Genomic DNA, 13,767 nt, shown 5'->3' with positions numbered 1-13,767 from the left:
TGGTCGCGCATGGCCGCACAAAGAGGTGAGATTATGCGTTTCGTGTCGGTTTCCAGGCTCCTGATCGGTGCATCGCTGCCCGCGCTTGTCCTGTCGGGCTGCGCTGCGGGTGGTGCCAGCGGACCGCAATTGCCGCCAGCCTCTTTCGTGTCGACCCGCGAAGGGCCGGGCGAGGAATATGTCATCGGCCCGCTCGATGATCTCACCATCTTCGTGTGGCGCAACCCCGAACTGGGGGCAAAGGTTCAGGTGCGCCCGGATGGCCGCATCACCACGCCGCTGATCACCGACATGCCGGCGGTGGGCAAGACGCCCAAAATGCTGGCCGACGACATCAAGCTGGCGCTGACCCAATATATCGAAAACCCTCTGGTTTCCGTGATCGTCAACAATTTCAGCGGAACGTTCAGCCAGCAGGTGCGGATCGTGGGCGCGACGGAAAAGCCCGCCTCCATCCCCTATCGCGCCAATATGACGCTGCTCGATGCGATGATCTCGGTCGGCGGCCTGTCGGAATTTGCAGCGGGCAACCGCGCGCGGCTGGTCCGCTTCAACAAGAATACCGGCAAGCAGCAGGAATATCAGGTCCGCATCAACGACCTGCTGAAAAAGGGCGACACGAAGGCGAACGTCATGCTCGCGCCCGGCGACGTCATCATCATCCCTGAAAGCATGTTCTGATCATGGCCGGTCTCTACGAAGAATTGCTTCTGCTGCTCCACGGAGTCTGGAGCCGACGCTGGATCGCGCTCGGCGTGGCCTGGGGCGTATGTATGCTGGGCTGGCTAGGCGTCGCCCTGATCCCCAACAGCTACCAGTCGAAGGCGCGGGTCTATGTAAACACCCAGTCGCTGCTGGAGGACAAGGTGGGCATCACCCAGGTCCAGTCGCAGCAGGATCTCGACCGGGTCCGCAATACGCTGGCCAGCGCGGAAAATCTGGAAAAGGTCGTGCGCAACACTGACCTGTCGCAGAGCGTGTCCGGCCCCCGCGACATCGCTGCCAAGATCACGAAGCTGCGCGAGAATATCACGGTGATGGCGCAGGCTGACCCCAGCATGATCGACATCAGCGCGATTTCCGCGGACAGCAGCCTGTCGGACGGCGCGAATGCGCGGATTTCGCAGCAGATCGTGCAGAAGCTGATCGATATTTTCCAGGAGGAAAATCTCTCCGGCGACCGCAATGAAACCAAGCAGAGCCTTGCCTTCTTGGATCAGCAGATCGCGGCGCGGGGCAAGCAGCTGGAAGCCGCCGACCAGCGCCGCGTTGAATTTGCGCAACGCTATGTCGGCCTCTTGCCCGGTGCTGGCTCGATCAGCCAGCGGATGGATGCCGCGCGGCAGGAAATCAACACGATCGATTCGCAACTGGTTCAGGCGCAAAGCGCGCTCAGTGCCATGAACGGTCAGCTGGCGGGTACGCCGCAAAGCCTGCCGGGCGTCGGCCCTTCGGGCGGCCCTTCGGCGCTGGGTCAGGCGCAGGCCAATCTGGCCGCAATGCGCGCGCGCGGCTGGACCGCGCAACACCCTGACGTGATCGCTGCCCAGCGTGAAGTGGACGCCCTGCGCAAGTCCGGCGGCGGCGCCGGTTCGGGCGGCGGCGGCACCCCCAATCCTGCCTATCTGTCGATCAAGTCGATGCAGGCCGAACGCGCCGCCACGGTGCAGGCGCTTTCGACCCGCAAGGCGCAGCTACAGGCCGATCTCAACACGATGATGGCCAAGCAGGTCGATGAACCGGGCATCGCGTCGGAGCAGGAAAAGCTGGACCGCGACTATGAGGTTCTGAAAACCCAATATGACAAGCTGCTGGCCGATCGGGAGGAGATCCGTCTGCGTGGCGAGGTCAAGACCGAGACCGGCTCCGTCCAGTTCCGCGTCATCAACCCGCCCAGCATGCCGACCGCGCCTGCTGCGCCCAACCGGCCGCTGCTGTTGCTGGCTGTGCTGGTCCTGGGGATCGGTGCGGGCGTCGGCGTGGCTTTCGCCATGGGGCAGCTCAAGGGCACATTCCCCACCGCCGCGCGGCTGGAGCGGGCGATCGGCCTGCCGGTCGCAGGCTCCATCAGCCAGACGATCAGCGCCGCGCAGGTCGCCATCGACAAGCAGCGGATGAAATGGTTCGCAGGCGCCAGCGGTGGTCTGGCCGCTGTCTGCCTGCTGCTGATCGTCGTCGAATTCGTCCAGCGCGGTATGGCGTGAAGGAGCCAGGAACCATGAACCAGCATAGCTCCATCAAGGGCGGATCGCTGATCGAGCGGGCGACGGAGATTTACGATTTCTCGGCTGCCCTGCGCGGTCGTGCCGCCCCGGCCGTCGACGTTCCGGCGGACCTGCCACCAGCGCCGGTCATGGCCGACCCTGTGTCGCCTTCACCGTCGGCCTTTCGCGCCCTGCCCTGGACCGGCCCGGTCCAGCCGATCGATCGCATCAAGCTGGAGGAGGCCGGTTTCCTGCGCCCCGACGGCGTAGTCACCGCGATGAGCGAGGAGTTCCGCCTGCTCAAGCGCGACCTGCTCGCCCAGTTGCAGGGGCAGGAGCGCGGCAATCGCATCCTCATCTGTTCGGCCCATAGCGGCGATGGCAAGACATTCTGCGCCATCAATCTGGCGCTTAGCCTGGCGGCGGAGAAGGATCGCGAAATCCTGCTGGTGGATGCGGATTTCGGCAAGCCCGGCATCCCCGAAACGCTGGGTCTGGAAAGCGGCCCCGGCCTGATGGACGCGCTCGCCGATCCGATGATCGCGATAGAGGATATCATCATCCGCACGGACCTGCCGTCGCTGTCAGTGCTGCCTGCCGGGCAGCGCAGCAATGCCGACACGGAATATCTTGCGTCCGCGCGCACCGAACAATTGCTGTCACGGCTGACCGAAGGACGGCCCGAACGCATCATCATTTTTGATTCGCCGCCGTTGCTGGCGGCATCGCCCGCCGCCGTGCTGGCCAGCCATGTCGCGATCGCGCTGCTGGTCGTGCGCGCCGACAGCACATCGGAAAGCGCGCTGCGCGATGCTGCCGGGATGCTCAAGGGCGGCGCACAGGTTCAGCTTCTGCTCAACGCGGTCCGCTTCAACGGCGGCGGTCGCCGGTTCGGCAGCTATTATGCCAAGGGGAAGAGTTCGTCATGACTGTCCGTCAGTGGATCAGCGGCGCATCGCTCGCCGTGCTGGCCGCGGGGAGTGCCCCTGCGCTCGCCCAGACGACCAGCGCGGACCGGCGCGTTAATGTCACGCCCTATCTGGGCGTTGATCAGGTGGTGATGGCGCCGCTCAAGGGCGATGGCGACGTGCTGACCTACACCAATGTCACCGCAGGCGTGACGGCGCAGGTCCAGACCCGCCGGGTCGAAGCCGCCGTCGATCTGCAATATAATCACAGCTTCAGCTGGAGCAACCAGATCGGTGACCAGGATGTGCTGAGCGGCATCGCCAACGCGACCGTCAATGTCGCGCGCGGCCTGTCCATCCACACCGGTGGGCTGGCATCGCGGGTGCGGACGGATGGACTGTCGGGCGCATCGACGCTCAACGACAGCTACACCAGTCAGGTCTATGCCGGTTATATCGGCCCGGCCTACACGACGCAGATCGGCGACATCACCGTCAACGCTTCCTATCGGCTCGGCTATGCGCGGGTCGAGGACGATCTGGACTCCAACCTTTCCAACGCTCCTGTCAGCGGATCTTTCGCGGACAGCTGGACGCATAATCTGATGGGATCGGTGGGCTTTGGCCCCGGCACCTTGCTGCCCGTCGGCCTGACCGCCAGCGCAGGTTATGACCGTGAAGATGCCAGCCAGCTCGATCAGCGGTTCGAGGACAAATGGGGCCGCGTCGACGCCACGCTGCCGGTATCGCGCACCGTCGCGCTGATCGGTGGTCTTGGCTATGAGCAGATCGAAATCAGCCAGCGTTCGCCGCTGCTGGACTCAGCGGGCGTGCCCGTCATCCGCAACGGCCGCTATGTCACTGACAAAAGCTCGCCGCGCGCGCTGGTCTATGAATTTGACGATATTATCTGGGACGCGGGCGTGTTGTGGCGGCCCAGCCGTCGCACGTCGCTTCAGGCGCAGGTCGGTCAGCGCTATGGCGGCATGACCTATCAGGGCAGCTTTACCTGGCAGGGCGCGAACAGCAGCTTTGCCGTGATCCTGTTCGACGGCATCGACAGCTTCGGTCGTCTGATCACCGCCAATGCCGCCGCGCTGTCGGGCAGCAGCTTCGACGTGGCGCGCAATCCCTTCACCGGCGACATTACCGGTTGCGCCTTCTCCACCACCGGCGGCGGGCAATGTTTCAATGATGCGCTGTCGGGCATCACCGACGCCAATTTCCGCTATCGCGGCGTTTCGGCGCAATATTCGCTGCGTCGCGGCCAGTGGGGCTGGGGCGTGGGTGCCGGTTATTCGCAGCGCAAGTTCGTCACGCCGCAGGGACAGACTGTCCTGGTGCGCGGGTCGAAGGACCAGAACTGGTACGGCAATGCGTCGATGACCTATATGTTGGGCGATCGCGACAGCATCGATACCGTTGTTTACGTCAATTATTTCGACGCCAGCGACGCGCGCCCAGACGTTCTCAACTATGGCGGGTTCACCAGCTATTACAAGGGTTTGACCCGTCGTCTTTCGGCGTCGGCATCGGTCGGTGTGGATGGCGTGAAGGCGGATGATCTCGACACGGTGATCAGCGCGATGGGGCAGGTCGGCCTGCGTTACAGTTTCTAACGGGTCGGTTGGAGAATTTTGATGTACGATCAATATTATGGATTGCAGAGCCGCCCGTTCCAGCTGACGCCGGACCCGCATTATTATTTTGAAAGCGCCACCCATCGCAAGGCCTTGTCCTATCTGGGCTATGGCTTGGCGCAGGGCGAAGGCTTCATCGTCATTACCGGCGACATCGGCGCGGGCAAGACGACGCTGGTCGGCCATCTGATGCAGACGATCGACCCCGCGCGGCTGACCGCGGTCAAGATCGTGTCGACCCAGGTGGGCGGCGACGACATGCTGCGCCTCGCCGCGCAGAGCTTCGGTCTGGCGACCGATGGCATGTCCAAGGCCGTGACGCTGCAAAAGGTCGAAGCCTTCCTCCATGGCCAGGCGCGCGCCGGACGGCGCACGCTTCTGATCGTGGACGAGGCGCAGAACCTGCCTGTGTCCGCGATCGAGGAATTGCGGATGCTGTCCAATTTTCAGCTTGGCGGACAGTCGCTGCTCCAGATTTTCCTGCTGGGCCAGCCCGAATTTCGCGACCTGCTCAAATCGCCCCAGCTTGAACAATTGCGCCAGCGCGTCATTGCCACCCATCATCTCGAACCGATGATGGCCAAGGAGGTCGAGCCTTACATCATCCATCGCCTGACGGTCGCGGGATGGGTGGGCAACCCGACATTCACCCCCGCCGCCTTCGACGCGCTCTACGCTGCGACGGGTGGCGTACCGCGCCGCCTGAATGCTTTGGTCAGCCGCGTGCTGCTGATGGGCGCGATCGACCAGTTGCGTGAGATTGACGCGGATGTGGTGCAGGCTGTCGTGGCCGATATGGGGCTGGACGTGGATGTCGCACCCGAACCGGTCGCGCCGTCGCCGCTCGATAGCGTTGCGGAGGTCGAGGAGGCACCCGCCGCTGAGATCGCAGATGAGGCCGACAACGAGACTGTCGTCGAGCAGGAAGAGGTGGAAGCTACCGCGCCTGCGCCTTTCGCGGCACCCTTTGCCGCGCCGCAGGTCGATGAGTCGCCGGTGGCAGAGGCATCCCCGGACGCTGCGATGGACGAACCCCTCTACACGGCATTCGATGCTGTCGAGGAGCCGGTCGAAGCTTGGGACGCGCAGGAAGCGGAGGAGGAGCCAGAGATGGCGGAATCGTCGACCTTCGAACAGTCACCGCCCGGACAGATCGAGCCGCAACCTGTCGCCACGATCGACGCGGATCAGGTCGACGCCCTGCGCCACGACATGCTGGCCGAGATTGAAGCGCTGCGCGCGGAAATTTCCTCGCTGCGGGCAGTGCAGGCGCATGTGCCTTTCACGCCGGCACAGACAGTCGATCCCGAAGCGCTCAAGGATTGCTTCACCCTGATCGAGGAGCGGTTGCAATCGCTGGAATTTCGCGCCGAGGAACAGGACACGGCACTGCGCCGGGTGCTGACCCTGCTGGTCGATTGGGTCGAGCGGGAAGAACGAATGGCGGCGCCGCGCGACAGCGCTGCTGCCTGACACATGGCTTGCCCCGTGCGGGCAGCCCGGCCAAGGTGCGCCATATGATACAGAACGCCCTGTCCGTCGATGTCGAGGACTGGTTTCAGGTCGGCGCGTTCGAGCGCACGATCCGGCGCGCCGACTGGGACGGCCTGACGCACCGTGTCGAGCGCAATACCGATGCGGTGCTGGACCTGTTCGCGCAAGCGGGTGTGACCGGCACCTTCTTCACGCTTGGCTGGGTCGCCGAACGTTATCCCGCGCTGATGCGCCGCATTGCCGACGCGGGGCATGAGGTTGCCAGCCACGGCTATGATCATGCGCGGGTGTTCACCTTCACGCCCGATCAGTTCCGCGCCGACCTGCGCAAATCGCGCGCCATCTTGGAGGATGCCAGCGGGCAGGCGGTCACCGGCTATCGCGCGCCCAGCTTCTCCATCGACCCGCGCACGCCATGGGCGCATACCATATTGGCGGAGGAGGGCTATCGCTACTCCTCCAGCGTCGCGCCGATCCGGCACGATCATTATGGCTGGCCCGATTCGCCGCGCTTTGCATGGAAGCCGGTGACCGGGTCCGATCTGGTCGAGCTGCCGGTGACGACCGCGAAGCTTGGCAAGCGGACGCTGGCGGCGGGGGGCGGGGGCTTTTTCCGGCTGCTGCCCTATCAATTTTCCCGCTGGGCGATCCGGCAGGTCAATGAGCAAGCCGGGCGACCCGCGATCATCTATTTCCATCCATGGGAAATCGATCCCGGCCAGCCGCGCCGCACCGACGCGCCGCTGCGCTCACGGCTGCGCCATTATACCAACCTGTCGGTCATGGCGGCCAAGCTGCGCCGCCTGACCCGCGATTTCGCCTGGACACGGGTGGATGCGCTGGCTGACGCGCAGGCGGCGCTCGCGCCATGATGCTGGGTAATGGCGCTGACCTGGCCGTCATCCTGATGGACCTGAATGATCCGGCGCAGGCGCGCGCAGTCGATGTCTTCGTGCTCGCGCATGCCGACGGATTGCCTTTCCATCGTCCCGCCTGGCTGCACGCGATCGAGCAGGCGACCGGCAATCGCGCACTCCTCCTGGCAGCGGTCGGGCCGTCGGGCCGGATCAGGGGCATCCTGCCTCTGCATCATGTGCGCAGCCGCCTGTTCGGCGCTGCGCTCGTGTCCACGGCGTTTGCAGTCGGTGGCGGCATATTGGCGGATGATGATCGCGCCATTGCCGTGCTGGCGGCGGCGGCGGAGGGGCTTGCGGGCGAACGCGGCGGCCTGTCGCTGGAACTGCGCGGCGGTCCCGCGCCCGGCGACAATTGGCAAAGGCTGGATGGAGCGCATGTCGGCTTCGTGCGTCCGCTGGCCGTGGACGATGATGCGGAACTCCTCGCCGTCCCGCGCAAGCATCGCGCGGAACTGCGCAAGGCGCTTGCCAATCCGGCGCTCAGCGTAGAGATCGGTCGCGATGCGCGCCATTTGCGGGACCATTATCATATTTACGCCACGAGCGTCCGCAACCTTGGCACGCCGGTTTTCCCGCGACGCCTGTTCCGCGCCGTGCTGGACCAGTTTGGCGCGGATGCCGATATTCTGATCGTCCGGGAAGGCGACCGACCCGTTTCCGCGGTGCTGACGCTTTACCATCAGGGGCGGGTCATGCCCTATTGGGGCGGTGGCCTTGCCGATGCACGGCGGCTGCGCTCCAATGAACTCATGTATTATCGCCTGATGGCCCATGGCCGTGCGCGCGGCATGACGCTGTTCGACTTCGGCCGGTCGAAAGCGGGCAGCGGACAGGCGGCGTGGAAAAAAAGTTTCGGCTTTGATCCCTTGCCCCTCATCTATCACGCCTGGTCGGCGGACGGCGTGCAGCGTGACATCGATCCGGGCAGCGCCCAGTATCAGCGCCGCGTCGCGCTCTGGAAAAAATTGCCGCTACCGATCGCCAATTTCATCGGCCCGTTCATTTCGCGCGGACTGGGTTGAAACGGATACGAAATGTTCAGCCTCCACGCGTAGATCGTTGGCGGGGCGACAATAGGAATAACGTCGATGAATATGATGAGCGGACTGACAGTCATCGTCGAGCAGGCGCGTCTCACGGATGCAGCCTGCGTCGCCGAACTGGACGCATGGGTCTGTGCGCATCCCGATTCGACGCCCTTTCAACGCCCCGCCTGGATCATGGGCGTAGAGGCCGGAACGGGCCAGAAAGCGAAGATGCTGGTGGCGCGCCGGGCGGGCGGCGACATTGTCGGCGTGCTGCCGCTCACCTATATCCGTTCCGCCCTGTTTGGCCGTGCGCTGGTCGGCAGTGGCTTTGCGGTCGATGGCGGACTACTGACCACGCATCGCAGGGCTGGCTCCGCGCTCGCCGACGCGGCCTGGACGCTGGCGGAACAACTGGGCTGTTCCACGCTGGAACTGCGTGGGGGCGAAGCGCCCGACGGCGCGGTGTGGCAGGAAAAGGCCGACGCCTATCTGGGCTTCTCCCGACCGCTGGCCGCCGATGACGAAGCGGAGTTGAAGGCCGTGCCCAAGCGTCATCGCGCTGAAATCCGCAAAGGACTGGGCAACGACCTGACCTTTGAATGTGGCCGGGACAAAAGGCTTCGCGACATTCATTACCGCCTCTATGCGCACAGCGTGCATAATCTGGGCACGCCGGTATTTCCCCGTGGGCTGTTCGACGCCATGCTCGACCATATGGGGAAGGATGCCGACATCGCGATCGTGTCGAAGGACGGCAAGCCGCTGTCGGCGGTCATCAGCCTCTATCATCACGGCGCCTGCATGCCCTATTGGCATGGCGCGGCGGAGGGCGCACGGGCGACGCGCTCCAACGAAGTCCTCTATTTCCTGCTGATGCGGCAATCGCGCGAACGTGGACTGACGACATTTGATTTCGGCCGGTCAAAGGTCGGCACTGGCCCGGCGGCCTGGAAAAAGACCTGGGGCTTTGCCGGTGAACCGCTCGGCTATTATCTGCGCACGGCGCCCGGCAAGGAGACGCGCGATGTCAATCCGCTCTCGCCGCAATATCGGCGCAAGGTGGAGCTTTGGAAGAAGCTGCCCGAAGCGATCGCGACCTTGATCGGCCCGCACATCGCGCGGGGGCTGGGATGACCGGCGACATATTGTTCCTGTGTCACCGTATCCCGTTCCCGCCGGATCGCGGCGACAAGATCCGTTCCTATCATTTGCTTCAACGTCTGGCCCAGATTGCGCCGGTCCATGTCGGCTGCTTTGGCGATGACGATCGCGACATGGACTATGCGGGCGATCTGGCGCAGCTGGCCGCCAGCCAGTGCCTGTTGCGGCGCGACCGGTCGAAAGTCGTTGCCGGGCTGACCGGTCTGGCCAAAGGCCAGTCGCTGCTTGTGTCCCTGTTCGACCATCCCGGCCTGCATCAATGGGTGGCACAGACATTGGCGCAGCGGCCGATCACGGCGGTGGTCGCCTATTCGGCGCAAATGGCGCATTTCGTGCCCCAACTTGCTCCCGATGTCCGTTTTCTGATGGATTTCGTGGATTTCGATTCGGCCAAATATGCCGCCTATGGCGCGGAAGGCGCTGGCCCCATGGCCTGGATCAACCGGCGCGAGGGGCGGGTGCTGCTCGATTTCGAACGCGCCATAGCCGCTCGCGCCGACGCCTGCTCCTTCGTCAGCGAAGCCGAAGCCGCGCTGTTCCGCACTGCGTCAGGGCTGGGACCGGAACGTATCGTCGCACTCGAAAATGGCGTGGCGCTCGATTATTTCGATCCCGCCGCCGCCTTTCCCGCCATTGACCATGGCGCTGGCCCGCTGCTCGTCTTCACAGGGCAGATGGATTATCGCCCCAATATCGAGGCGGTGGAAAGTTTCGCGCGACAGACCTTGCCTGCCATCCGGACCGTCCACCCGCAGGCGCGCTTTGCCATTGTCGGGCGTAACCCGACCAAAGCGGTCGAATCGCTGGCTGATCGGCCCGGCGTCATCGTCACCGGCGGCGTGCCCGATGTGCGCGGCTGGCTGGCGGCGGCGGATATTGTCGTCGCCCCGCTGCGGATTGCGCGCGGCATCCAGAACAAGGTGCTGGAAGCCATGGCGATGGCCCGGCCCGTCGTGGCCTCGCCACAGGCTGCGGAGGGGATCGACGCAGCCGACGACACCGAATTTTTGGTTGCCGCCAACCCGGCTGAAGAGGCCGCGAAGGTCATTGCCCTGCTCGCCGACCCCGCCCGCGCCGCCCGGATCGCTCTGGCTGGCCGCGCCCGGATGGAGGCGCGCTACCGCTGGTCGGCAACACTTGCCGGATTGCCCGATCTGCTGTTCGGCCACGACGCGGGGTCGCAGGCGGCATGAGCGTTCGGGCGCTTTCGCTTGGCCGGGTGCCGCTGATCGACCGGACCGGGTGGCGCGGCCATCTGACCGCGCTGGGCATCGTTGCCTCTGCCATATTGGCGCTGTTCCATGCCGATCTCTGGTCGATGGTCACCATCTGGTGGACGGCCTCCACCTTCGGCCATTGCCTTTTCATCCCTTTGCTCGTCGCCTGGCTGGTGCAGCAACGTCTGCCCGGCCTGCGCCAACTGGAGCCGGTGGCATGGCCGCCGGGGCTGGTCTGGCTGGCGCTGGGAGCGCTGGCCTGGCTGGTTGGCGCGGCGGCTGGCGTGGCGATGGTTCGCCATGGCGCGCTTGTCATGATGTTGCAGGGCGTGACGATCGCGCTGCTCGGCCCGGCGGTCGCGCGCGCGCTCATCTTCCCGCTCTTCTATGCCTTCTTCATGGTCCCCTTTGGTGAGGAGATCGTTCCGCCGCTTCAGCTGGTGACGGCCCGCCTTGCCATGTTCTTCCTCGACCTGTCGGGGGTGCCCGCCCATATGGAGGGCATCTTCATCACGACGCCGACAGGCTATTTCGAGGTGGCCGAGGCCTGCTCCGGGGCAAAATTCCTGATCGCGATGACGGCCTATGGCGTACTGGTGTGCAATGTCTGTTTCCGCACATGGCCGCGCCGCATCATCTTCATGACCGGCGCGCTGGGCCTGTCGGTGCTGGCCAATGGCGTGCGCGCCTTCGCCACCATCCTCGTCGCCCATCTGACCAGCGTGGACGCGGCGGTCGGTTTCGACCATGTGGTCTATGGCTGGATATTCTTCGCGATCATCATGATCGTCGTGATGGCCACCGCCTGGCCCTTTTTCGATCGCAAGCCGGGCGATCCATGGTTCGATCCGGCGCAGTTGCAGGGGGCGGTGCGGCATCGGACGTCGGCTGGCACAGTGGCCGGCATCGCCCTGGTGCTGATTATCGCTGCGCCGCTCTGGCTCGCCGCCACCGCCGCCACCGCCGATCCGCTGCCTTCGCGGATCGATCTGCCGCTGGTCGATGGCTGGACCCGCACCGCTTCTGCCCAAAGCTATCCCTGGACACCCCGCTTCGACGGTGCGGATCATCGCGTCACTGGCCATTATCGCAATGGCAAGGGGCAGGTCGTCGATCTCACCATCATTGCCTATGCCCGGCAGGATGAAGGCCGCGAACTGGTCGGCTTTGGTCAGGGCGCGGCGGACCCGGACAGCCAATGGGTCTGGTCCTCGCCCGCCCGCGCGCCCGCCAATGCGCGTGGCGAACAGATCACCGCGCCCGGCCCTGTGGTCCGCCATGTCGTAAGCTTCTATGTCGTGGGGGCAGGAAACCCCACGGGCAGCCGCCCTGCGGTCAAGATCGAAACGATGAAAGCGCGCCTGTTGGGACAGGACCAGCGCGCCGTCGCCATCCTCATTTCCGCGCAAGAGGGCGAAGGCCAGTCCGCCGACGCCGCCATCAATGCCTTCCTGGGCGATATGGGTGACGTGAAGCTTTTGGCTGACCGCGCGATGGGCTTGCGCTAGGGCGGTCACCATGTGCGGCATAGCAGGTATCTTTCATCTCGAAACGGCCAAGCCGGTCGATCCCGCGCGAGTGCGCGCCATGCTCGACGCGATGCCGCATCGCGGGCCGGACGGCAGCGGCATCTGGACCGCGCCCGGCGTGGGCCTCGGCCATCTGCGCCTGTCGATCATCGACCTGGAGTCCGGTGCGCAGCCCATGCTGACTGAGGATGAAAGCCTCGCTGTCATATTCAACGGTGAAATCTACAATTTCGGCGAAGTCCGCGCGGAACTGGAGGCCAAGGGCCACATCTTCCGCACCCATAGCGACACCGAAGTCATCCTCCACGGCTATCGCCAATGGGGCGAGGACTGCGTCCACCGCTTCAACGGCATGTTCGCCTTCGCCCTGTTCGATGCGCGGGCGCAATCGCTCTGGCTGGTACGCGACCGGCTGGGGGTCAAACCGCTCCATTATGCCCTGCTGTCCGACGGCAGCCTGATCTTCGGATCGGAACTGAAAAGCCTGCTTGCCCATCCGTTGCTGCGCCGCGCGCCGGATTTGAGCGCGGTCGAGGATTATATGGCCTATGGCTATGTCCCCGACGACGCCTGCATGGTCGCTGGCGTGCGCAAACTGGGCGCAGGCGAAACGCTGCGGCTGGTGCGCGGTCGCCCTTTGCCCCAGCCCCAACGCTATTGGGACGTCAGCTTCGCCGATCGGACCAAGGCGAAACCGCAGGAACTGGAGGAAGAACTGGTCGCCCTGATGCGGCAGGCCGTCCGGTCCCGCATGGTCGCGGACGTGCCGTTGGGCGCCTTCCTGTCGGGCGGGGTGGACAGTAGCAGCGTGGTCGCGCTGATGGCGGAAGCTTCGTCCCAGGCGGTCAAGACCTGCACCATCGGCTTCGATGTCGCCTCGCTCGACGAAACCGCCTTTGCCGATCGCATAGCCCGCCGCTTTGCGACCGACCATCGCACCCGTATCGTGTCGCCAGACGACTATGGCCTGATCGACCGGCTTGCCTTCCATTTCGACGAACCCTTTGCCGACGCCTCCGCCTTGCCGACCTTTCGCGTGTGCGAACTGGCGCGGGAACAGGTCACAGTGGCGCTGTCGGGCGATGGCGCGGACGAAGCATTCGCGGGCTATCGCCGCCATCGCTTCCAGATGCAGGGGGAGCGGATACGCGGCCTCATCCCGGCCTCAGTCCGTCAGCCCCTGTTCGGCGCGCTCGGCAAATATTATCCCAAGGCGGACTGGGCGCCGCGCGCGCTGCGGGCCAAATCGACCTTCCTTGAACTGGCGGGGGAGGGCGGGGCTGCCTATGCCGCTTCGGTCGGGGTCACGCCGCATGCGCTGCGCCACCGGCTCTACGATCAGGACATGAAAAGCCGTTTGGGCGCCTATCGTGCGGAGGACCGCTACATCAAGGCAATGGCCGATGCCCCTGCGCGCGATCCGCTCGACCGCGCCCAATATGCCGACATCCGCATCTGGCTGCCCGGCGACATATTGACCAAGACCGACCGGATGAGCATGGCCGTCAGCCTGGAAGCACGCGAGCCATTGCTCGACCATCACCTCGTCGAATTTGCCGCGCGCCTGCCGGTCAATCAGCGGATCAGGGGCAATAGTGGCAAATATCGGCTATCCGGCACACGGGGTTGATGGAGCGCGCGAGGGCTCGACATCAGCTCCGGCACTAAG

At 64.8% G+C, this 13,767-nt stretch carries 10 protein-coding genes and 1 pseudogene; all 11 read left to right on the top strand.

What is annotated here, in order from left to right:
• Window positions 1–33: 33 nt before the first annotated feature.
• Window positions 34–681 (top strand): XrtA/PEP-CTERM system exopolysaccharide export protein, encoded by a 648-nt coding sequence (locus SX1_RS15795; RefSeq protein WP_017181323.1) that lies wholly within the window; start codon window positions 34–36, stop codon window positions 679–681.
• A 2-nt stretch (window positions 682–683) separates the two neighbouring features.
• Window positions 684–2,204: an XrtA system polysaccharide chain length determinant gene (locus tag SX1_RS15790; protein ID WP_019053772.1), complete on the top strand. Its 1,521-nt coding sequence runs from the start codon at window positions 684–686 to the stop codon at window positions 2,202–2,204.
• Window positions 2,205–2,218: 14 nt separating this feature from the next.
• Window positions 2,219–3,133: an AAA family ATPase gene (locus tag SX1_RS15785; RefSeq protein WP_019053771.1), complete on the top strand. Its 915-nt coding sequence runs from the start codon at window positions 2,219–2,221 to the stop codon at window positions 3,131–3,133.
• Window positions 3,130–4,731 carry a hypothetical protein gene (locus SX1_RS15780; RefSeq protein WP_019053770.1) on the top strand — a complete coding sequence of 534 codons (1,602 nt, stop codon included), beginning with the start codon at window positions 3,130–3,132 and terminating at the stop codon, window positions 4,729–4,731. The genes SX1_RS15785 and SX1_RS15780 overlap by 4 nt, the downstream gene beginning before the upstream one ends.
• A 21-nt stretch (window positions 4,732–4,752) precedes the next feature.
• Entirely contained in the window at window positions 4,753–6,225 is a 1,473-nt protein-coding gene (locus SX1_RS15775) for an XrtA/PEP-CTERM system-associated ATPase (protein ID WP_019053769.1), read from the top strand.
• 44 nt (window positions 6,226–6,269) lie between these two features.
• Window positions 6,270–7,118: an XrtA system polysaccharide deacetylase gene (locus tag SX1_RS15770; RefSeq protein WP_026149817.1), complete on the top strand. Its 849-nt coding sequence runs from the start codon at window positions 6,270–6,272 to the stop codon at window positions 7,116–7,118.
• Window positions 7,115–8,185 (top strand): FemAB family XrtA/PEP-CTERM system-associated protein, encoded by a 1,071-nt coding sequence (locus tag SX1_RS15765; RefSeq protein WP_019053767.1) that lies wholly within the window; start codon window positions 7,115–7,117, stop codon window positions 8,183–8,185. The genes SX1_RS15770 and SX1_RS15765 overlap by 4 nt, the downstream gene beginning before the upstream one ends.
• 66 nt (window positions 8,186–8,251) lie before the next feature.
• On the top strand, window positions 8,252–9,325 hold the full coding sequence (locus SX1_RS15760; RefSeq protein WP_019053766.1) for a FemAB family XrtA/PEP-CTERM system-associated protein: 1,074 nt from the start codon (window positions 8,252–8,254) through the stop codon (window positions 9,323–9,325).
• Window positions 9,322–10,545, top strand: a complete 1,224-nt coding sequence (locus SX1_RS15755; protein ID WP_019053765.1) for a TIGR03087 family PEP-CTERM/XrtA system glycosyltransferase — start codon at window positions 9,322–9,324, stop codon at window positions 10,543–10,545. The genes SX1_RS15760 and SX1_RS15755 overlap by 4 nt, the downstream gene beginning before the upstream one ends.
• Window positions 10,542–12,077, top strand: coding sequence for an exosortase A (gene xrtA, locus SX1_RS15750; RefSeq protein ID WP_019053764.1), 1,536 nt, complete (start codon window positions 10,542–10,544; stop codon window positions 12,075–12,077). The genes SX1_RS15755 and xrtA overlap by 4 nt, the downstream gene beginning before the upstream one ends.
• A 10-nt stretch (window positions 12,078–12,087) precedes the next feature.
• Window positions 12,088–13,704: pseudogene (gene asnB / locus SX1_RS15745) on the top strand (asparagine synthase (glutamine-hydrolyzing)); the annotation flags it as partial.
• Between the last annotated feature and the right edge of the window lie 63 nt (window positions 13,705–13,767).

Origin of the sequence: Sphingobium xenophagum NBRC 107872 (assembly GCF_000367345.1) — a bacterium.
Lineage (GTDB): Bacteria > Pseudomonadota > Alphaproteobacteria > Sphingomonadales > Sphingomonadaceae > Sphingobium > Sphingobium xenophagum.
The sequence above is the reverse complement of the archived record's forward strand: the minus strand, read 5'-3'. Positions and strand labels throughout refer to the sequence as shown.